At 52.8% G+C, this 22,052-nt stretch carries 17 protein-coding genes; 9 read left to right on the forward strand and 8 right to left on the reverse strand.

The features are described 5' to 3' along the window. The first annotated feature begins 40 nt into the window (after positions 1-40). From AC5FXQ_RS13155 to AC5FXQ_RS13165, 3 genes are all read left to right on the forward strand, one after another. Positions 41-490, forward strand: a complete 450-nt coding sequence (locus tag AC5FXQ_RS13155; RefSeq protein ID WP_493602886.1) for an AAA family ATPase — start codon at positions 41-43, stop codon at positions 488-490. A gap of 221 nt (positions 491-711) precedes the next feature. Then, positions 712-1,254: a DUF4142 domain-containing protein gene (locus AC5FXQ_RS13160; protein ID WP_493602887.1), complete on the forward strand. Its 543-nt coding sequence runs from the start codon at positions 712-714 to the stop codon at positions 1,252-1,254. Positions 1,255-1,536: 282 nt separating this feature from the next. Further along, the gene (locus AC5FXQ_RS13165; protein ID WP_493602888.1) at positions 1,537-2,784 is read left to right on the forward strand and encodes a pyridoxal phosphate-dependent aminotransferase; all 1,248 of its coding nucleotides are present in this window, start codon (positions 1,537-1,539) and stop codon (positions 2,782-2,784) included. A gap of 84 nt (positions 2,785-2,868) precedes the next feature. Here AC5FXQ_RS13165 and AC5FXQ_RS13170 read toward each other — a convergent pair whose 3' ends face one another. After that, positions 2,869-4,119 (reverse strand): pyridoxal phosphate-dependent decarboxylase family protein, encoded by a 1,251-nt coding sequence (locus AC5FXQ_RS13170; protein ID WP_493602889.1) that lies wholly within the window; start codon positions 4,117-4,119, stop codon positions 2,869-2,871. 296 nt (positions 4,120-4,415) lie between these two features. Between AC5FXQ_RS13170 and AC5FXQ_RS13175 the strand changes: the two genes are divergently transcribed. The 4 genes from AC5FXQ_RS13175 (at position 4,416) to curA (ending at position 8,513) form a co-directional block, all read left to right on the forward strand. Beyond that, entirely contained in the window at positions 4,416-5,981 is a 1,566-nt protein-coding gene (locus tag AC5FXQ_RS13175) for a SulP family inorganic anion transporter (RefSeq protein WP_493602890.1), read from the forward strand. A gap of 42 nt (positions 5,982-6,023) precedes the next feature. Beyond that, positions 6,024-6,695 (forward strand): carbonic anhydrase family protein, encoded by a 672-nt coding sequence (locus tag AC5FXQ_RS13180; protein ID WP_493602891.1) that lies wholly within the window; start codon positions 6,024-6,026, stop codon positions 6,693-6,695. Further along, entirely contained in the window at positions 6,670-7,350 is a 681-nt protein-coding gene (locus AC5FXQ_RS13185) for a TetR/AcrR family transcriptional regulator (protein ID WP_493602892.1), read from the forward strand. The genes AC5FXQ_RS13180 and AC5FXQ_RS13185 overlap by 26 nt, the downstream gene beginning before the upstream one ends. Before the next feature lie 146 nt (positions 7,351-7,496). Then, positions 7,497-8,513 (forward strand): NADPH-dependent curcumin/dihydrocurcumin reductase, encoded by a 1,017-nt coding sequence (curA, locus tag AC5FXQ_RS13190; protein ID WP_493602893.1) that lies wholly within the window; start codon positions 7,497-7,499, stop codon positions 8,511-8,513. Between the two features lie 71 nt (positions 8,514-8,584). Here curA and AC5FXQ_RS13195 read toward each other — a convergent pair whose 3' ends face one another. The 3 genes from AC5FXQ_RS13195 to AC5FXQ_RS13205 all read right to left on the reverse strand — a co-directional run bounded on the left by AC5FXQ_RS13195 (position 8,585) and on the right by AC5FXQ_RS13205 (position 11,000). After that, positions 8,585-9,916, reverse strand: a complete 1,332-nt coding sequence (locus tag AC5FXQ_RS13195) for an erythromycin esterase family protein (RefSeq protein WP_493602894.1) — start codon at positions 9,914-9,916, stop codon at positions 8,585-8,587. A 44-nt stretch (positions 9,917-9,960) separates the two neighbouring features. Continuing rightward, positions 9,961-10,329, reverse strand: coding sequence for a hypothetical protein (locus AC5FXQ_RS13200; RefSeq protein WP_493602895.1), 369 nt, complete (start codon positions 10,327-10,329; stop codon positions 9,961-9,963). 308 nt (positions 10,330-10,637) lie between these two features. Beyond that, entirely contained in the window at positions 10,638-11,000 is a 363-nt protein-coding gene (locus AC5FXQ_RS13205) for an STAS domain-containing protein (RefSeq protein WP_493602896.1), read from the reverse strand. 424 nt (positions 11,001-11,424) lie between these two features. On the opposite strand from AC5FXQ_RS13205, the gene AC5FXQ_RS13210 reads away from it, so the two are divergent. After that, positions 11,425-17,250, forward strand: a complete 5,826-nt coding sequence (locus AC5FXQ_RS13210) for a carboxypeptidase-like regulatory domain-containing protein (RefSeq protein WP_493602897.1) — start codon at positions 11,425-11,427, stop codon at positions 17,248-17,250. 440 nt (positions 17,251-17,690) lie between these two features. Continuing rightward, on the forward strand, positions 17,691-17,861 hold the full coding sequence (locus AC5FXQ_RS13215) for a hypothetical protein (protein WP_230392283.1): 171 nt from the start codon (positions 17,691-17,693) through the stop codon (positions 17,859-17,861). A gap of 279 nt (positions 17,862-18,140) precedes the next feature. Here the strand turns inward: AC5FXQ_RS13215 and AC5FXQ_RS13220 are convergent, their stop codons facing one another. The 4 genes from AC5FXQ_RS13220 to AC5FXQ_RS13235 form a co-directional block, all read right to left on the reverse strand. Continuing rightward, positions 18,141-19,496, reverse strand: a complete 1,356-nt coding sequence (locus tag AC5FXQ_RS13220; RefSeq protein WP_493602898.1) for a 4Fe-4S binding protein — start codon at positions 19,494-19,496, stop codon at positions 18,141-18,143. A gap of 15 nt (positions 19,497-19,511) precedes the next feature. After that, complete coding sequence (locus AC5FXQ_RS13225; protein ID WP_493602899.1) at positions 19,512-20,891, reverse strand: NAD(P)/FAD-dependent oxidoreductase; 1,380 nt, start codon at positions 20,889-20,891, stop codon at positions 19,512-19,514. A gap of 175 nt (positions 20,892-21,066) precedes the next feature. Beyond that, positions 21,067-21,312 carry a hypothetical protein gene (locus AC5FXQ_RS13230; RefSeq protein ID WP_493602900.1) on the reverse strand — a complete coding sequence of 82 codons (246 nt, stop codon included), beginning with the start codon at positions 21,310-21,312 and terminating at the stop codon, positions 21,067-21,069. A 62-nt stretch (positions 21,313-21,374) separates the two neighbouring features. Continuing rightward, positions 21,375-22,046, reverse strand: a complete 672-nt coding sequence (locus AC5FXQ_RS13235; protein WP_493602901.1) for a hypothetical protein — start codon at positions 22,044-22,046, stop codon at positions 21,375-21,377. Positions 22,047-22,052 lie beyond the last annotated feature (6 nt).

Here is a 22,052-nt window from a genome sequence, read left to right on the forward strand (position 1 = left end):
AAAATAGAAGTACAGATAGGATAAAAACCAATGAAAAGGCATGGAGGCGATCATTTTTTGCGGGATACAGGCCAGCGGGAAGTCTACTTTCTACAAGGAGCACTTCTTTAATACCCACGTGCGCATCAGTATGGACCTGCTGCGCACCCGGCACCGCGAAAACCTCTTCCTGAAAAGCTGCCTTAAAACTCAGATGCGCTTTGTGGTCGATAACACCAATCCCAGCATAGAGGAGCGAAAGAAATACATTGAGCTAGCCAGAGCGGCCAGGTATGAAGTGATAGGCTACTACTTCGAAACGGTCGTAAAGGCGGCGGTGGAGCGCAACAGCCAGCGCAGTGGCCGGCAGTTGATACCGGATCGCGGCATCTATGGCACGCACAAGCGACTGGTCAGGCCTACGCTGGACGAAGGCTTTGACAGACTATACCTGGTGCGCCTGCTGCCGGAGGGGAAATTTGAGATATTGGCTATGCACCCAGAGGGCTAATACGATCCCATATGCCCGCAGAGGCTTTTTTGCTTGAATAACACTGTATTAATAGGCTTCCATACAGAAGTATTCCGATGTGTATATTATGTATTTATACGGAAGTGTTTCAGTAGTAATCTGTTAGCTTATGGCGTAATAGGTGCGTTAAAAGACAGGGGGAAGAACTGTGGGTTGTTCTCCAAGTGTATTATAAGTCCGTTTAACTTAAGTATTTAACTATGAAACAAATGAAAGATTTGAGATGGAGGCTATTGCTACTATTTGTTCCACTTGCGTTTTTAGTGAGTTGTGATGATGACGATGATAATGATATTGGTCTGGACCGCATGACCTCAGCAGAGTTTGTGCAACGTGCTGCGGCCAGTGATATGTTTGAAATTGAAACTGGTAACATGGCTATTCAGAAATCAACGATGGAAGAGGTGCAGGAGTTTGGACAGGAGCTAGTAGAGGACCACACCATGACGAGTCAGGAGCTGATGACGTTGGCACAGCAGAAAAATCTGCAGGTGCCTACCACCATGCCGGAAGACAAGCGGAACACCGCAAACCGGCTCGCGGCCTTGCAGGGAACCGAGTTTGATAAAGAGTTCGCCAATGAGCAGGTGATCGCACACGAGGAGGCTATAGAGTTGTACGAGCAGGCTTCTGAAGACCTGGAGGACGCAGACCTGAGGGCTTTTGCTCAAAGGACACTTCCTGCACTGCGCATGCACCTGGAACATGCCAGGGCGCTCAAGACGCAGACCGATCAGTTATAACAATATGGCTCTCTCACAGCAAAGCCCCCGCTTTTATAGCGGGGGCTTTTTTACTTTGTATCCTGTGTTGTATCGATTTGTAAATCAGATGTAATGTTGTGTGTTATTAAAGTATAACTGAAGGTGATGTTTGCTGCTTTTCAACACATGGGGTATGCCCTGGTGTGCTGGCGGGAGCGGTAGCAGAGCGCCCTGTTATGGGGAATGGGCCATTATTTTTAGGTATATGTACTAGCGGAAATTGTGCGGCAAAGCTTTAATTTTGGAGAAACTTATACCTACATGATACAACGCAGCACGCGGCTTGATGCTGTTCATTACGAACTGTGCGGGCCCATTTACGAGAAGGCGAAAGAATTGGAGTTGGAAGGGCATCGTATCACGAAGCTGAACATCGGCAATCCGGCTCCCTTTGGCTTTGACGCCCCCGAGGCGGTAACCCGAAGCATCTTAGACAATCTGCGCCATGCGCAGGGCTACTCCGATCACAAAGGCATCCTGCAGGCCCGCGAAGCGATCAGAAACTACTATACGGCCAAAGGTATAGCCGGTATCCACACCGATGACATTTCCATCGGTAATGGGGTGAGCGAACTGATCCTGCATGCGGTGCAGGGCCTGCTCAACGAAGGAGACGAGGTACTGGTGCCTTCACCGGATTACCCACTCTGGACAGCTGCCGTGCGCTTTTCGGGCGGCAAGGCTGTGCACTACCTCTGCGACGAAGCCTCAGACTGGAACCCTGACCTGAACGATATTAAAAGTAAGATCAACAGCCGCACCAAGGGCATCGTGATCATCAATCCCAACAACCCGACTGGCGCGGTGTACGCCCCGGAGCTGCTGCAGGAGCTGGTAGAGCTGGCGGCTGCGCACAACCTGGTGCTGTTCTCAGACGAGATCTATGACAGAATACTGTACGATGAGGTGGAGTACCGCTCTACGGCTACTTTTTCGGACGAGGTGCTGACGGTGACCTTCAGCGGACTTTCCAAAAACTACCTGGCGGCTGGTTTCAGGGCGGGCTGGATGCTGGTGAGCGGCAACAAAGCCAAAGCCAGGAGCTACATCGACGGGTTGAACACCATGGCCAGCCTGCGGGTGTGCAGCAACGTGCCGGCGCAGTTTGCGATACAGGCGGCTCTGGAGGGCTACCAGCACATGCAGGACCTGGTGTTGCCAACCGGCAGGCTGCGGCAGCAGCGGGATATCTGCTACGAAAAGCTGACCGCTATACCTGGCATCACCTGCGTGAAGCCAAAAGGCGCCTTTTACCTGTTTCCGAAGATCGATGTGAAGAAGTATGCCATTGCCGATGACCAGGCTTTCGTGCTGGACTTCCTGCAGGAGCAGCATGTGCTGCTGGTGCAGGGAACTGGCTTTAACTGGCAGCAGCCGGACCACTTCCGCATCGTATACCTGCCCGAGCTGCAGGAGCTGAGCCAGACCATGGACAAACTGGCGTTGTTCCTGCAGAACTATAAAGGCACAGGCGCAGCTACCCAGCGGCAGCTTATGGAGGCGCTATAGGTATAGCAAAGCGATCTGAATCAGAAAAGGCTCCTTCAGCGGGAGCCTTTTCTGATTTATGGGGTAGTTGCCAGGTGTAAGAGTTTACTCTGCCAGGCAAGCCTCTTGCTGGTAAGCCTTCAGGTCTTCCAGCAACGGGATCAGGCGGTCGATGGTCACGTGATCCATGACCACTACTTTGTACCAGTTAGGGGCGTGGTGGTTGTCTGGCACGAGGCCATACTTGCCGGCAATGCCTTTGTTGAGGTGCTCGCTCCGGATGGTGATGATGTTGGAGTATGGGTTGCGGTAATAGGCTATACCTGCCTTGTCGAGCTCAGCAGCCAGCCAGGCGGCTCGGTTGAGCAGGATGATGGTCTTTTCCTCCCAGCCGTAGCGCCCGTAGGTCATCAGGATCATCCAGACGGCGATGGCGTTGGCGCCGGAGCGACTGCCGATCAGCGTAAAATCCTCGCCCTCCACGTAGCTGGCCTCCTTGGTATTGGCGTGCTGCATAAAGCCTTTCCGGATCAGGAAGATGCCCGTGCCGTAGGGTGCCTGCACCATCTTGTGCGCATCCAGGGTCACGGAGGTGATGTATTTATTCTGGAAGTTGAGTGTATTGTTTGGGTTCGTGAAAGGGTAGATGAAGCCTCCGAAAGCTGCGTCAACATGGATCATAAACTGGCAGTTTTTAGCTTCAAGTGCAGCTGTATATACTTCCGCGTTATCCACTGATCCAAACATAGTTGTCATCATGTTGGCCACCACAATAAAGTGACTTTTCCCCCTTGCTTTCTGAGCAGTGATTACCTCCTGCAGGTGTTCCTCGTTGATGGCACGCGTGTCATCATCGACCTGCACCGTAGCGATGTCAAGGTCGAATACGTTGGCGGCCTTGCTCATGGAATAGTGACTGTCACGGGAGCACAGGATGCAGATGCTATCGTTGTGCACGCCATCACGGTTACGGAAGTAGTTGCGGTAGATCCAGATGGCCTGCAGGTTGGCCTCCGTGCCGCCGGCCGCCACATAGCCGTCGCAACTGCCAGGCTCGGCTTTCAGGATCTGCTCAGCGCACAGACTAATCAACTCACGCTCGATCTGGTGCGTGCCCCTGAAAAAAGACTCGGAAGCTCCCAGGGTATGGCAGCCGATATGGTTTGGGTTGTGGATCAGCGCTGTCAGGAAGGGGGCATCTTTCAGAAAAGGCGCGTCCTGGTAAAATACCTTATTGTCGAGATGGGAACCCGGTATACCCAGTATGTTCTCGTCATAAAAATTCACGTTCTCTTCTAAGGCATTGAACACGATGGTCCGGATTGTCTCTTTATTCAGTTTAGTCCACTGTTGCATATTTGTAAGCGAAATTGAAATTAAAATTGAAGGCGGTTCGCATGACCTTCGGCGCTTTATGGAGGCAAATTTACGACATTCAAAAGACAAGCCCTAAGCGAACATCTACCCGTCTTAACTGTTCAGGCTGCGAGTTACATCTGTCTGGCAGCAAAAAAAATGACGAAGATCACTGATGATTAAATAGAAGTCAGCCAAAAAAAGTTGGGAACTGAACTAAACAGTGCTTTACTTTGTGGCGTTAAAGTAATACTATTGTAACGAGTTTTAAACCTATCCATTGAAGAAGAAGCGCTATGGTTACCTTTAAAGAGTTAAAGAATGATCTGCCGGCGGGTATTGTGGTTTTTTTGGTCGCAGTACCGCTTTGCCTTGGAATTGCCATGGCGTCCGGCGCCCCACTATTTTCCGGTATTATTGCCGGCTTTGTAGGAGGTATAGTCGTAACACTTATCAGCGGTTCGCAGCTGGGGGTGAGTGGTCCGGCGGCAGGCCTGGCCGTGATTGTGTTGCATGCCATCGAGGGCCTGGGCAGTTTTGAGGTGTTTTTGTCTGCCGTAGTGCTGGCTGGTGTCATGCAGCTGGTGCTCGGATTCCTGAAAGCGGGAAGCATCGGGTATTATTTCCCTTCCTCGGTCATCAAAGGGATGCTCTCGGGTATTGGTGTGATCATCATCCTCAAGCAGATTCCACATGCCTTTGGGTATGATGAGAGCTACGAAGGTAGCCTGCACTTCTTAGAGCCGTCCGGCGAAACAACCTTCTCATTAATTTTTAACTCTTTACGTTACATATCACCTGCAGCGGTTATCATCAGTATGCTTTCCCTGGCTATCCTGATATTCTGGGATACGGTATTGTCAAAGAAAGGTAAAATTTTCCAGATTATACAGGGGCCGCTTGTGGTGGTGGTACTGGGTATCGTCCTGAACCTGGTGTTCCTGAACGCTTTCCCGGAGATGGCTTTACGCGCTAACCACCTGGTAGAACTGCCGGTGGCAGCCAGTGTAGGAGGATTTTTTCAGCAATTTACTACGCCTGACTTTAGCCGCATCCTGACTTACGAAGTGCTATTGCTGGCAGGTACGCTCGCGGTCGTAGCCAGCCTTGAAACCCTGCTCTGCCTGGAGGCGACCGATAAACTGGATCCGCAGAAGCGTATCAGCCCGGCTAACCGCGAGTTGAAGGCGCAGGGTGTCGGCAACATCGTATCGGGCCTGATCGGTGGTCTGCCGGTTACGCAGGTGATCGTGCGCAGCTCGGCAAATATTCAGTCTGGTGGCCGTACCAAGCTTTCGGCCCTTATCCATGGCATACTGATCCTGGCCAGCGTGATTGCTATACCTGGTCTGCTTAACCTGATACCGCTCGCCTCACTGGCCGCTATTCTGTTTGTGGTAGGGTATAAGCTGGCCAAGCCGGCCTTGTTTAAAGCCATGTACCGTGGTGGTTTGAGCCAGTTTCTACCATTTGTAGTAACCGTGCTGGCCATCGTATTCACTGATCTGCTCACAGGTATAGGCATTGGTATGGTAGTGGGTATCTTCTTTATCCTCAAAAACAGCTATCATGTATCACACACCGTGGTGAAGGAAAAATCACCGGCAGGCAGAGATAAGTACCGCATTGTGCTGGCAGAGGAAGTGACTTTCCTGAACAAGGGCAATATCCTGGAGGAACTTCGCAGGGTGCCGGAAGGCGCTGAACTGGAGATAGACATGTCACGCTCGGCTGTAGTGGATCCCGATGTGATCGAACTGATCGAGAACTACAAAGAGACAGCCCGCAGCAACAATATCAAGCTCAATATAAGACAAACGGCTGAAGACGAAAAGCTGGAGTACGAGGGTATGAAGTTTTAAAGCAAAGCATTAAATCAAACTAACCATAAGAAGATTACACCCATGAGAACACAAAACAAAGAGACACAGGCGGAACTAACCCCACAGCGCGCAAAAGAGATCCTGAAAGAAGGCAACGAGCGTTTTGTAAGCAACCTGAAAGTAAACCGTAACCTGCTGCAGCAGGTGAACGAGACCTCAGAAGGTCAGTTTCCGTTTGCCATCGTGTTGAGCTGCATCGACTCCCGCACATCGGCTGAGCTGATCTTCGACCAGGGCCTGGGAGATATCTTCAGCGCCCGTATTGCTGGTAACATCGTGAACGAGGACATACTGGGCAGTATGGAGTTTGCCTGCAAAGTAGCTGGCTCAAAGCTGATCGTGGTGCTGGGCCACAGCAAGTGCGGCGCTATCAAGGGAGCCTGTGACCACGTAGAGATGGGCAACCTGAGCACTCTGCTGCACAAGATAGAACCTGCCGTGAACGCCGTGGAATATGATGGCGAGCGAAACTCCCAAAATGCTGAGTTTGTAGAAAAAGTAGCCGAGACCAACGTAGTCTGGACGGTAGGCGAGATCAAGAAAAACAGCCCGATTCTTCGTGAAATGATAGAAAAAGGCGAGATTGGCATCGTAGGTGGTATGTACGACGTAGAAACCGGCGTAGTGACCTTTTACGACGACGTAGAAAACATGACTGAAACCCTGCATGAGGAACTTGCTGGCAAATATTAAGATCAAGGTAGAAGAGAAAGTATACCTCAAAGACCCCGAAGTATCAGAGAAAGGCCGTGATATTATCAAGCACGGCATCTTTCTGATCGATGAGCTGGGTTTGGAGGCCTTCACTTTTAAGAAACTGGCTGAGCGCATCAGCAGTACAGAAGCGACGATCTACAGGTACTTTGAGAGCAAGCACATGCTGCTCTCATACCTGATATCGTGGTACTGGAACTGGCTGGAGTACAGGTTGGTGTTTGCTATCAACAACATCAACTCACCTGAAGACCGCCTTCGCATTGCGATCAGCATTTTGTCGGGACGCATCGAAAACGACATGGAGTTTGAGCATATTGATGAAGTAACCCTGCAGCGCATAGTGGTAGCCGAGTCAGCCAAAGCCTACCTCACCAAGGAGGTGGATGCCAACAACAAGGAAGGTTTCTTTTTGAGCTACAAGCGCCTGTGCAAGCGTATAGCCGACATTGTGCACGAGATCAACCCGGAGTATAAGTACCCGGCCTCTCTGGTTTCTACGGTAGCGGAGAGTGCGCATTACCAGAAGTTCTTTGCGCTGCACCTGCCTTCGCTCACGAACATACACGAAGGCGGCGGTACCGAGCTGGAGGATTTTCTGACGCACATGGTATTCAAGACGATCGAAAAATAAGCGGCAATACAAGACTGCTGCAAAGGATGATATCGGCATTAGAGCTGGTATCATCCTTTTTTTGTTTCAGGGCCTGACCATGAAATATAACCATAACCCCATCGGCCGGTTTTGCATACACTAATAGGTATAACAAACTGTAAGGCATGAAAACAAAGAGCATTCTATTGAAAAGTCGTCCGAAGGGTATGCCCACGGAGGAGAACTTTGAGTTTAAAGAGGAAGAGCTTCCGGAGCTGCAGGAAGGGCAGCTGCTGCTGAAGGCGCTGTACGCATCAGTGGACCCCTACATGCGCGGTCGTATGAGCGATGCCAAATCCTATGTGGCTCCCTATAACCTGAACGAACCCATTACCGGAGGCGTCGTGGCGGAGGTCGTGGAAAGCCGGAACGACAGGTATAAGGCCGGGACGGTGGTGTTGGGCAACCTGCCCTGGCAAACCTACAGCATCTCCAACGGCAAAGGCCTTAACCAACTGGACCCGGATCTGGCGCCGCTGAGCTACCACTTAGGTATACTGGGTATGCCCGGCCTGACAGCCTATTGTGGCCTGCTCTACATCGGTGAGCCGAAAGAAGGGGAGACGGTGGTCGTGTCGGGTGCGGCAGGAGCGGTGGGCACTGTAGTCGGGCAGATCGCCAGGCTTAAAGGCTGCCGCGTGGTGGGTATAGCCGGCTCCGATGACAAAACAGCGTACCTGAAGAACGAGCTTGGTTTTGACGAGGCCATCAATTACAAAACCACGGACAATATGCGGGAGGCTTTGGCAAGCACCTGCCCCGACGGCGTGGATATTTACTTCGACAATGTGGGAGGAGAGATATCGGATGCCGTGTATGGTCTGCTAAACAAATTTGCACGCATTGCGGTTTGCGGGCAGATCGCGCTGTACAATGCCGTCTCGGTTCCGACGGGGCCGCGGGTGGAGCCAATCCTGCTGAAGAAGAGCGCTCTGATGAAAGGCTTTATTGTAGGTGACTACGCCGCACGCTTCCCGGAAGCGGCCACAGAAATGGTGAGTTGGCTTAAAGCCGGTAAGTTACAGTACGAAGAGCATATTGTACAAGGCTTTGATCAACTGCCACAGGCTTTCTTCGGCTTGTTCCGAGGGGAGAACACAGGTAAGCTGCTTGTGAAAGTGGCTGATTTTAACGCTCATTGAGCAACACACATTCAAAGCAATTGGCGGGGCAATTTTGCACTGCCCCGCCAATACAGCTATGAGAAGAATGTCTATTTTGCAAGGGGGCGTAAGGCTGTGGTTTTGTCGATGAACAGGAAGGCGTCATACCTTTCAGCTAACAGGGTTGGAACATAGTTGCCGGCCTCTGCTCCCGGGTCATAGGTGACGCCAATGGCACGATGTCCACGGGGCTGCTGCAATTGCGGCGTCTGTCGCAACTGACGGAGCAGAATGATCTTGTCAGGAGGCTGGTGCAGGTGCAGGATATGTTCCCAGCTGTCCCGCTTCGCCTTGGGCACACGCATTTCGCGCAATCTGGCACCCCAACTGTCGGCAGCTATTACACTGCCTTCGTAGGAGCCAAAGCCTACCAGGTATACTCCCTGTGCGGCATGCTGCTCTCTTACCAGCTGTCCTACGTTTACCATGCCCGAGTTTGCCATGGTGGTATAGCGGGCGTCCCCGATGTGGGTGTTGTGCTCCCACACGATGATCCGGGCATCGGGGCCATACTGCTGCACCAGGTTGTTAATCACCTGCACCATGTGACGGTCCCGTATGTTCCAGGAAGCTGCATTGTCTGTGATTGCCGTGGTATAGTAACGCTCTGCGTTCAGGGCAGCCAGCGCATTCTGGAGTGCGTTGAAAGCCGCTTCATCCTTTGGGGGGCTAGCCTGAGCATGCTGCTGCACCCGCTGAAGCAGGTTCTGCAATTCGTCGGCACAGGAGGCGGCGGCGTTTGATGACTGTGCCTGCGCATAGGCCCACTCGTCCCGATCGTAGGAGGCGAAGCACTGGAGTGCCGTGCGGGCAGCCTGGGCCCCGGCAGGGTCTGCCTGGTCCATGTACTGCTGCACTTCCTCCAGTGACTCCCACAAGCTATAAACATCCACTCCAAAAAAACCTGCTTTTCTGTCAGCTGCCTGTGACTGATTGTGGATTCGCATCCAGTCAGCCAACTCAGCTACCTCCTCGTTTGCCCACATCCAGGTAGGCCAGCGCTCAAAGTTTTCAAGCAGAACCTCCCGTGCGCTTCCTGCCGGGCTGTTGCCTTTGATATAGTTGTTCAGCTGGTAGGCATCCGGCCAGTCTCCCTCTACAGCCACCAAAGTGAAGCCTTTCTCCTGGATCAGGCGCCTGGTGATGGCTGCCCGCCAGGTATAGTACTCTGATGTGCCATGTGATGCCTCACCCAGTAACACATAGCGGGCATCCCCAATGTCGTTGAGCAGTACGTCCAGATCCTGCGTGTTCTCGAGTTTGGAGATCGCACTCGCCGGTATCTCTACCTCCGGACTTGCGCCCTTGTCTGTGCTGTCTCTTGCGCAGGATGCTGCAAACAGTGCCACAAACCAGAAGAGCAATTGGATAGTTTTCCTCATATCTTTTCTGTTCTAATAGCTTTATGAATAATTGCGGTTGTTTATCAGGCCTCCTCCTCCACAGCATGCTGCTGCTTTATAAGCAGGTAGGCTTCTTCCAGTGTCGCTGCCTGCTGGAAAAACCTGTCCAGTTGCAAGGTCCTGAGCATTTGCTGTGCGCTCTTGTTTAGGCCAAACAGCACGACTTTCACCCCGTCCCGGTGTAGTTTCAGGAGCTTGTTGATGACAGAGCAGAAGCATGCCTGGGTTAGGCTGATGCGCTGTAAGTGTGTGCCATCCAGCCAAACCTGCTTCACGTGGTTTTGGGGAATGCGGCTAAGCTTTTCATCTATCTCCACGAATGTGCTGCTCTTCGGCAAGCCTTGCGCAATGATGACGGTGGTCCCTATGTATGATTGAATACAGATATCCATTTTTTCCTCCTTCTGAGTTGAACTTTTCAGAGCTAATAAGCTGCTGTATAATAATGTTTAATTGTACTTTGTTAAACGTGTTATATTTGGGGAGGTGAGCCGTGGATGTGTAAAATCAGTGATTTTACATGGGAATTAAGGAATTATACTTACGGGATGATATTTGTTTCTTGAAGAGTAATTGTATTTAGTTTATTTTATTTTGATGTGCCAGATGTTGATATAACGCGACCAGGCTCAGGTTTAACCAATGGCAACAAAAAAGCCCCCGAGAGGTCGGGGGCTTTTTTGTTGCTGTAAGTAATAGGTTATGCGGCGATTAACTGGGAGCTGCCTTGTAGCGCTTTCCTGTCTTCAGAACTGGCCTTGTCGAACAGCGAATCGAGGCGGAGCAGCCGGAACAGGCGCTCAGTGGTGGCATTCATGTCACAAAGCACAACTTTTACATCCTGTTTCCGGATCTTGAGCAGCTCGCTCACAAAAGCACAGATGCTGCTGTTGGTCAGGTGCAGGCGGTCAACGTGCGAACAGTCAATCCAAAGTTCTTTGGTGCTGTCCGTCGGTGCTTCGGCGATTGCCTGGCGAACTTTATCAAGCGCTTGTTGCTTCACAAGGCCTTTTACAAAAAAGATATGGCGATTCTGGTGCGAGGTGTGGTTGGTTATTTCCATGTCGACGTTCCTGAAAAAGATTTAACATATAAAGGAGGGTGCTTTAGTAGCGGGTGTATCCTTTATTAAGTGCTATAAAACTAAAATTATATTGTTGGGTGAGTATTGTATTTTTAAAGTACGGGGTAATTGGTATATAGTTATTTAGTTTGAGATAAATTTAGTCAATGATTTAGAAAGGTGGTTTTTGTTGCTGAGGAAATACAGGATTACTTGTAAAGTGATTATATATTAATTGTATAAAATCAATAAGTTGTTTTGATTAGCCTTTGTAGCTAAAATTAAATAAAGGCTCAGGTAGATTGTTTAAGACGATTACGAAATGCCATGCAACCTGCTTGTGCCGTCCTGAAGCTCCGGTTTGACGAGTAGGGGTGTCAATATATTATTTTTAGTATATTGATAAGGAATTGATGCTGCCGCTATGCTAAAACAACTACCGCTGCTATTGCTTATTTCCCTGCTCTCAATACAAGCCTTCCCGCAGGGGCGTTTGGCTAAGTCCCAACTCCGCAGTCCCTATACCTACATCTACCGCATCACCGACGAGCAAGCCCTGAAGATCTATGAGAAGGGGCCGGATGTGGTAAAAAGCAACTTTTTCCACACAGTGGTCGATTCCTTTGCCATTGGTAAGACTTACACAAAGCCGCTGCCGCAGGGGCACTACCTCTACATGCACGCCCAGGGTCCTGAACTGGTATACTGGCTGGAGACGAAGAGCAAACTGCAGGCGAAGCTGCTGCACCTGCAGCCGGAACTCGCTCTGCTGGTGCATGACAGTCTGGGGCAATTGGTGACCGATGCAAAGGTGATGGCTGGCAAGCAGCGTGTGCCATTCGACAGCAAAACAAATACCTACCGCCTGAAGAAAGGGCCTAAGAAGGGAATCGTCAGCGTTAGCCACTCGGGTCTTACTTTTTACGAAGAACTTGCACCGCAGCAGCATCAATACCATTACGAACCAAAGTGGTGGCAGCGGTTGATCAACACGTGGCCCATTTACTACACGTGGCGCCCGTTTCGGGATGTGTACAGAACCATTAGATGGGGGGAGCCGCAAGGGTGGATCCGCAGTATAGCTTCTGTTTTTGACGAGGAGTACCGTCGCGATAAACCTGACAAGTACAAAGGCTACCTCGTTACGAACAAACCGCTATACCAGCCTGGCGACACGGTGAGGTATAAGGCCTATGTGGTAAACCAAAACGGCAGGCCGGTGCAGTACAAGGCGCAGCTGGTGCTAAATGGTTATAATATCAGGCGCAGGAAACTAGGGGAGCTCGAGCCTTACCGTAGGGGAGCCTACGAAGGTTGGTTTGTGCTGCACGACAGCCTGAACCTGCGCCTGGATGCCAGCTATACCTTGTCGCTGGAACGGACCAATAAGCGGGAGGATGAACTGGTGCGCCACTCCTTCAATTACGAGGATTATGAACTGAAGGAAAACAAGTATACCCTGCGTCTGGCGCACGAAGCGCACCAGGCCGGTGTGGAGAACCAGCTGCACATACGCGGGACGGACGCCAACGGACTCAACCTGCTTGACGCCCGGGTAGAGGTAGTGGTGCTTACCCGGCAGGTATTCGGGTCGCGGGAGCAGCAGGTGTTTGTGCCCGACACACTATGGAAGCACAGCCAGCCGCTGGAGGCCGCCGGAGAAACGAGCATTTCCATACCTGCCACGGCTTTCCCTAAAGCTTCCCTGCGCTACCAGGTGAGGGCTGACTTTCTGAACAGCAGTAACGAACGCAGTTTCCAATCCGCAGAGGCCAGCTATACCTATACCCCGGGGCAGCTGAAGCTGTCGTTCTTGCAGGACAGTGTGCTGGCCCGGTACTTCGAGGGCGACAAGCCCGTGCTGCATGAAGCGAAGCTGATCGCTGTTGACTCCAAAGGAAACAAAGTGCTGGAGCAGCAGGTGCAGCTGCCTCACAGCTTGCCTGTGAACCCCTATGTACGGCGTTACATTTTGCAGACCCCCGAACAGGAGGAAACGCTCGCCCTGAATCCCGAGAATGCGCAAGTGCAGGCTTATACCGACCGCAGCAACGACTCACTTTACTTTGTGCTGGACAATCCGCGGAAGCTGCCTTACTGGTACTTCGTGTACCGGGGTGATAAACTGGTGGAGCAGGGCAAAGGGCGGGAGCGTGACTTCCGCTATACCCGTTCTCTACGCGGCGATGATCCTTATTTCGTGACACTGCGCTACATGTGGGGCGGCGAGATCCGGTCAGATGAAAAAGTGGCCCCGCACCGTAAGTATACCCTGAACCTGGAGGTGGAAGCGCCGCAGGTAGTGTATCCGGGGCAGCAGAGCGACCTGACCGTGACCGTGCGCGATGCCAAAGGCAAGCTAGTGTCCAATGCCGACCTCACGGCCTATGCCATTACCTCAAAGTTCACGGCGCAGGGTGTGCCCACACTGCCGTCATGGGACAGGTATAAAGGCCGAAAATCGTACCAAAAGCTGCGACTGAACAATGAGGCCAAGGCAGCTACACAGCTGATGGACTGGAATGTATGGAGTCGCCGCATGGGGCTCGACAGCATTGCCTACTACAACTTCCTATACCCGAAGCAGGGCATTTTCATGGAGTACAGTCTCTCCCGCGACAGCCTCACCCAGTTCTCGCCCTTCGTGGTAGACTCCGGCCGGGTGGTGCCGGTGCATGTGGTATACCTTGACCGGGTGCCGGTTTACTTTTCCGGAACGGATGTGGTGCCGGCTTACTCCTTCGCGGCCGACAGTGGCTACCATACCATCGTGATGCGCACGGCAGACAAGCTGGTTACGCTCGACAGCGTATACCTGCGGCCATACCACAAACTGGTGCTGAGTGCTGACCTCACGCCAGGTACTGTGCCCTATGCGAAAGCAGCTGAAAGGAAAAGCTACCTCTCTACCCGGGAGCGCAACAACCTGCACGGCTATCTGTTGCAGGTGGAGCAGAATTTCGGCGGCGATCTGGCTTACCTGAAGCAGGACCGTCGTGTGCTGCGCATTCAGGATAACTCTGCCCGGAACAACCACTATTACTCGGCTACAAAATCCCTGCTGGCGGGACCTTTCTCGCCGGGCTATCTGCAGTTCACAAGGTATAACCGCTTCAACACCTCGTTTGAGCTGGAGGCCGGCTATTCCTATACCTTTGAGCGGGAGCTGCTCAAAATGCGTGAGCGCAAGCTCCTGCCAGAGCATGTTCACCTCGGCAACTGGAACAAGAAAGAGCGCAATCCAGTGCCGCTGTACGATAAAGCCTCAACTGAGCAACAACTGCAAGAGGAGTGGGAGGAACTACAGCACCAATTCTGGCTGCAGAAGGCTTTTGGCAATAATCCCCGCTACGACGACTATCTGGCCAAAGGCCATGTAGGCTGGCGACTCGACAGCGCCTTTGCACAAATGCCCTCCGTAACCGTGCTGCACAAGGCCGGTCAGCCTGACTCCGCCCGACTTTACAGCGGCAATAATATCCTGATGACAGGTATACCGATCGGCAAATACCGGCTGGCGCTGCTGTTTCCGGACAGCAGCTATGTGGCCACCGACCTACAGGTGCAGGCAAACGGACAGGTACAGCTATACCTGAAACCCAATGCGCAGCAGCAGGCCGACAGGTATAGCCGGGCGCTGCAGCAGCTGATCAAAAGACGGATTAGAGAAGCCCAGCGGGGGGTAAGTATAGAGGTGCAACAGCAGGTGATCCGTCAGATGCGCAACGACAGTTACACCTCCGGTCTGAACGAGTACAGCACCACCGTTTCAGGTATAGTAGTTGATGCGGGATCAGGCACGCCGCTGCCGGGTGTGGCTGTGCTGGTGAAGGGCACGCGTATCGGTACTGCCACCGATGCAAACGGCTTTTATCAGCTGGGTGTGCCTTCCAACGCTGTGCTGGTGTTCCGCTTTATCGGGTATACAACTTCAGAAGTAGCCACAGAGGGCAGGAGGATAGTAGACGCTTCTCTTAGCGCTGATATGCAGCAACTTTCGGAAGTGGTCGTTGTTGGTTATGGCGTACAGCAGAAGCGTGAAATGACATATGCAGCTGCTACTGCAACAGTAGTAGAAGGGCGTGCACAGGGTATACGCATCCGAGGCAACACCACGATCCAAAGCGCCAGTTCGCCCCTTATTATAGTGAACGGAGTACCCTACAGCGGCGAGCTATCTGACCTGGATCCGGCTTTGATCGCTTCCATGACCAGGCTGAGCGCTGAGGCTGGCATGGCACTCTATGGTTCCGCAGCGGCTGGCGGCGTGATCATCATCGGCGGCAAAGGCGGCCCGGCCAACCTCACCGCAGAGTTACCGGTGGATGAGGCCGGTGCTATCCGTGAAAACTTCTCCGACTTTGCTTTCTGGCAGCCGCGCCTGCTAACCGACCGCAAGGGGCAGGCGAGTTTCCCGGTTACCTTCCCCGGCGATATTACCAGCTGGAACACCTATGTGCTGGGTATGGATGGTAAGAAACGCACCGGTATCTACAGCACCAGCATCAAATCCTTCAAGGCGATGATGGCCACGCTGGGAATGCCGCGCTTTCTGGTGGAGGGCGACAAGACGCAGGTCATCGGCAAGGCGCTCAACTACCTGCCCGACTCCAGCCACATCAGCACCCGCTTCGAAGTGGCAGGGAAGCAGGTGCGCGAAAACCACATCCTGCTCAAGCGTGCCCACACCGACACGCTCACCTTTACTGCCCCGTCTGTTGCACCTGACTCCGTGGAGGTGCTCTTTGCCCTGCGCTCAGCTGATGGGATGGCCGATGGGGAGCGCCGCCACATCCGGGTATACCCGAAAGGCACCGAAGAGACGACCGGACATTTCCTGGCGCTACATTCCGATACGACTGTGACCCTGAATTTCGACCCGGCCAAAGGTCCTGTGAAACTGCACGCCAAAGGCAATCTGCTGGAGGTGATGCTGGAAGAGATCGACTACCTGCATAAATACGAATACTGGTGCAGCGAGCAGGCAGCCTCCAAGCTAAAGGGACTGCTGCTGGAAAAGCGCATTCGGGAACAACTGGGGGAGAAGTTTACACATGAACGCATGGTGCGCCGCCTTGTTCGGCATCTTGAAAAGACCCAGCTGCCGGAAGGCGCCTGGACCTGGTGGCAGTCCGGTCCGGCCTATACCTGGATTACGAGCCATGTGGTAGAGGCCCTGTCTCTGGCCAAAGCGGAAGGCTACGCTCCGAAGTATGACGAGCAGAAGCTGCTGGATTTTATGGTATACAGGCTGGAGCAGGCCCGCTTCACTGACAAACTGATGATGCTCGAAGCCCTGCACAAGTTGCAGGCCAAAGTGGACTATACCCGCTACGTGGAGGAACTTTCGAATCGGGACAGACTATCGCTGGAAGAGCAGCTGCGCCTCACCCGCATGCGCCAGTTGCTCAAGCTGGAAGCCCCGCTCGACACGCTTCAGAAGTATAAGCAGGCAACAACACTTGGAGGACTGCACTGGGGCGAGAACAGGTATAACCTCTTCAACAGCCACATTTCCAATACCCTGCTGGCCTATGACATCCTGAAAGCGGCCGGTGGCCACGAACAGGAACTGGCTAGTATACGCGCCTTTTTGCTAAGCGAACGCCGCAACGGCCGCTGGCGCAACACCTACGAGTCGGCCCGCATTCTGGAGACACTGCTGCCTGACCTGCTGAGTAAGAATGAAGGAAGTCAGCCGCAGCTGCAGAATACACTGCAGTTCACCGGACCTCTGCGTCTGGAAGCAGCTAAGTTTCCGGTAGACACCACCTTTCTGCCGGGCCAGCCTTTGGTCATCAGCAAAACCGGTAAGCTGCCGCTATACCTGACCGCTTACCAGACGCACTGGAATGCAAGACCGGAGCCGGTGCAGAAAGACTTTGTAGTGTCGACTTCTTTTAAGGGTATAGCCAGCCGGGCCGCCTTGAAAGCAGGCAAACCGGTCGAGCTGGTGGTGGAGGTGGAGGCCAAAGCCGATGCGGACTACGTGCTGATCGAAGTGCCTGTACCTGCCGGCTGCTCGTACGAAGAGAAAACAGGCAGAGGTCCCTACGAAGTGCACCGCGAATACTTCCGGAACAAAGTAGCCATCTTTGCCGATCGTTTGCCCAAGGGCAAGCATACCTATTCCATCCAACTGCTGCCGCGCTACAACGGCACCTACACTGTCAATCCGGCCAAGGCAGAGTTGATGTACTTCCCTGTGTTTTATGGCCGCACGGGGATGAAAGGTATCATAATTGAGTAGCCTCAGACAGATACGCTGCATGCCGTTGATTTTTCCCGGGATGCGCTTTTGGGGAGCTTGAACAGGTGTGAACTTATGGGCTTGGCTGTTAGGTGTTTAGACTTGCATAGGGGTGCGTTTAGGCCTCAGGAGACCTGTTTTTGGACATTGTTAAAATATTGTTAAAATTTTTGTAATGTTATATTGTGATTTATAATAATGTCGCATAAATTGCACTATGCAGTTTAAGTAGAAAATGCATACGTAATTCTTACTATACATCATACACAAGCATTGATTTGAACTAAAATGTATGCTTTTAGGCTTTATAAACCGAATGGCATGCTTCTTGGGAAGAATCAGCAAAAACGTTTAACTTTTAGCCAATGTTAGATATCATCAATTTTATTGCGCTCGCCGGCATCTTTAACATCTGTTTTTTCTGGTATGCATCTACCAAAATGAAAACAAAGCCTGATCCGGTGAAGACGCTTGTTGTATCCTTTGTATTCTCCATTCCACTTAGTTTCCTGTTGATCGCGGTGTATACCACAATGCTGCTTTACGCGGCTAAGATCGGCGCCAGTGAAGATGCCATGTGGGAGTATATGGAGCAGGAAGAATTGCAGTAGTACCCACAGGGTATAGCCTCGGCTAACCTGTTTTCTTAAACGCATCGCGGGCACTTGTCAAAAGCAGGTGCCCGCGATGCGTTTAAGGCTTATGGTGCGTATAGCTAGTGCTTTGTCCCTGGCTGTACAGGCATTTTCCCATGAAGGGAAATGTCGTTTCATTCTGATAAATATTGGGTTTGTTGCGTGAGTTACTGCCAGTTGAAGCAAACAGAGGTTCAGGATTTTTTTAGCATAACCTTCATCAGAATAAGATACTGTAGTCCTTGCCGCGCAGCTCTAATCCAAAATCCGCAGCTCGTCGCGGCTGATTAGCGGGGTACCTGCATAGCGTCCTTCCCGCGGGCCATTCTCAAGTTTTAGCACGCCCCGTGGGCAAACATGTGCGCAAATGCCGCAGCCCACACACGCTGCCCGGATGATCGGCTCGCCCTGCTGCGCATACCAGCGTACATCAATGCCCATTTCGCAGTAAGTAGAACAGTTGCCGCAGGAGATACACTGTCCGCCGTTGGTAGTGATGCGGAAGCGGGAGAAATGTTTTTGCAGCAGCCCCAGGTAAGCAGCCATCGGGCAACCGAAGCGGCACCATACCCGGTTGCCCATCAGCGGGTAAAAGCCTACGCCAATAACGCCCGAAAACATGGCCCCGATAAAGAACCCATATGTTCTGGCAAAGTCGCCGGACAAATCACCCAGCAAGCGACCCTCGCTCCAGGAGTTGATCCATAGAAAGAGCGTCGTGAGAATGACAAAGCCCAGGATCGGGTATAGGATGGCCACTTCCCAACGCCAGGCTTTCCGGCTTTTGTCAGAGAGGTGTCTGTAAGGATCGCCGGCAGTTTCAGCCAGTCCGCCGCAGCCGCATACCCAGGAGCAGTACCAGCGCTTGCCATAGAAGTAGGTGAGCACCGGCGTGGCCAGAAAGGAAAACACCGCTCCCCAAAAAATCATAAACACGCCCAAAGCTGCCCCGTCCCGCACCAGGTATTCCATAGTGCTCGGGAAAAGGTAATCGTACTTAAGGGGCCAGAAATAGCTGAAGTAGTACTCCGGTTGGTTGAGCATCAGCAGCAGACCCGGCAGCAGAAAGGCAAAACCCAACTGAAAGAACATGACCGAGATGGTCCGGATGATGTGGTAACGGCTGTTGCGGTACTTGAGCAGAGCGTATACCCCCATGATCAGCACAGCCAGGGTATAGAAGGTGCCGTAGAGGAACCACTGGTCGCTGGGGCGGTTGCGCAGCCACTGGCTCAGAGGCCCCATGGCTTGAATCAAACCCTGCAGGGTATCCGGAAACCAGTAAAGCAGCACATAAAAGCCGGTGAGCACAAAGCCGATCACCCAGGCCGAGGCCCCACGGGATGTAGCCTCCTGTTGCCATAGACCGTGGTTTTGCTCGGCAGGTGACTTGTGCCGGCGGCTTTGCCATACATAAAGTAAAGCGCCCACTGTGAAAGTTGCCGTGCCTCCCATTCCGGTGAGGACAGGAGAGAGGTAATCAGCTCCCACAGCAGCTACCAGTATACCCAGCAGACCGATGCTGATGAGTAACAGCCCCACCATTTTCACGACATTCTGTGAGGTGGTAGAAGGGGTAGTGGCAGTTTGGGAAATGACGGCAGTAGGCATCTGTAGTATGGGTAATTAACAAGAAGTAGAGTCAGAAAACAGCCCGAAGCGCTTTCGCAGTTCCCACCAGTTACTGTGTTTGACCGGTGGCTGACGATCTGGGAAACGAGTATAGTACTGTCGTAAGAGTTCTTCTTCGTAACGTTGGAAAAACTCCGGATCGAAGTTCACCGCAGGCAGTTCCTGCACTACATCGTGCAAGGTATAGCCCTGCTGCAGCCAGTGGTGGCAGAGGTCATGGCGATAGCGGACGCCAAGCAGGTTTATACCTAAAAGCCTGGCTGTTTCCTTGTCGTAGAGCAGTCGGATGGCCTTGGTCGTCTCTTCGTTCTGCCAGTAAAGCGACTCCTGGTGCACTGTGAAATGTGCGGGCACAAAGCCGTAGGTCTGGTATTCAATATCAAAAAACTTGGCGGAATTAAACCACGGTCCCCGCTGGTAAGGCTTGCGCTCGCCAAGCAGGGTGGAGGCCAGCGCCTCGGCGTGCAGCCGGGCGGTATACCAGAGCTGCTCCATCATCGGCTGGCCCGGAGCGGGATTGCGGAACTGGGCGCAGTCGCTGAGGGCATATACATCGGGCTGGCTCGTCTCAAAAAACTCGTTCACCAGTATACCCTTTTGTATCTCTATACCTGCGCCCTTTAGGAAATCAACGTTCGGTTTCACGCCTGTGGTGATGCCTACAAACTGGCAGGGCAGCTCTTTGCTGCTGCGCGTGTGTATAGCGCGTACCCGGCCAGCGTCATCAGCCAGGATTTCCTGCAGCTCTTCCTGCAGCAACAGCTCAATGCCGTGCTGCCGGATGTGGTCGGTCACAAGCTGGGCCTCTTCTTCGGGCAGCACATTGCGCCAGTACAGTTTATCCCGTATCAGCATGGTCACAGCTATACCCCGGCTCCGCAGCATTTCGGCCATCTCTACACCAATCAATCCGCCGCCTACGATCACGGCCTGCTGAATACCTGCTGTATTGGCTTCCATCAGTTCCAGATCCTGCAGCGACACGAGGCCCTGCACGCCCTTTAGAGTTTGGCCTGGCCAGTCGTAATAAGCGGCGCTGGAGCCCGTGGCCAGTACCAGTTTGTCGTAGTGTAGGGGAGGGCCTTCGCGTAGCACGAGCTTTTTATCGCTTGTTTCTACCCGCTCCACATAGTCGTGCACCAGCTCTATTTTCTGCTCCTGCCAGTACCAGTCGGCGTAAGGCACAATATCCTGGAAGCGCATGTGGCCCATGTACACGTACATCAGCGCAGTGCGCGAAAAGTGCAACTGCGACTCCGCCGACACGATGGTGATGCGGCAGTCACTCCGCTGTCGCACACGCTGCGCCAGGGTGACGCCTGCAATGCCGTTACCAATGATAACTAAGTGTTCCTGTGCTTCAATCTGGTTCATCCAAAAATTCTGTGCCTCTTGGGCGGCTATACCTGGTATACCTGACTACGGCCAGCTATACCTGTGATACACTGCCGCGGCAGGGCGGGTATAGCCAAAGATACGAAATTAGGACAGGCATAAAAAAAGGAAGGCCGGGGATGACCCGGCCTTCCTTCTATGAAATTATCTCGAATTAGTGACTTCCGGCGCTACTGCCTACATCCTGACCACCGTCTTCTACGCTTTTACCGCCCTGACGGCCGCCAGTGCGGGGCTCATTGCCCATGGCGCGTCCTGCCTGTTCGTTCTCCTCTGAGCGCGGAATCTGCTCTGACGGATCCTTTTTGGCAGTCGGGTGGATGTTAGGCACTTTGTTGCCCTCGTTTATATTGCTTTTGTTCTGATCTTTGTTCTGGTCTTTATTCTTATCTGCGTTCATCTTCAATCTGTTTTAGTTATTTCTTTTTTACTCTGATTTAGCGCCAAGGTTATGCCTATACCTTAGTAGCGGTCATAATCCGGGTTGGAGCCGGTGCGGTCTGGCGGGCCATAGCGACGTGGCTGTCGTTGTTCGTAGTCACGCTGGCGCTCGCGCATTTCGCCGGTCATAGGGTTGTAGCGGCGGTTGTAGTCCGGGTCGGAGTTGCGGTCGCCGTCGTAGCCAAAGCTCAGCGAGCCAGCCATGTTGCCGTAGTTCTCGTCACGGCGATGCGGGTAGTTGTCAGGACGGTAATCGCCGTCGAAATTGCCGGATGTACGGTGGACATAGTAGTCCCCGTATTGCTGTCGGCCACTACGCTCATTGTTCCTGGGCTCGTTGTAGCCTGAGCGGCTGTCGCGCATACCTGCGCTGCCTCCATAGCGGCCACCGAAGTCGCTGTACGCTCCATGTCGGGAATTGCCGCCGCGATAGCTCTGCTGGTACTGACGCTGGGTATAGTCGTCGTTGTCCTGCAGGTTGCGGCTGCGGCGGTAAATGTAGTCGCCTCCCTGGTCTTCGTTGTAGCGGTCGCGGTCTCTGTTGCCCATGCCGCCCTGCCCAGAGCGGTTATAGGTGCTGTAGTGACCATCTTCATCCAGGCGGTAAGCGCCTCTGTACTGCGATTCGTCGTTGCGGTTATTATCGCGTCTGTTTTCATCCCGGCGGTCCTGCCAGTTATTATATCTGTCCATTGTTTT

The sequence above is a fragment of the Pontibacter sp. LHS1 genome, from assembly GCF_058932855.1.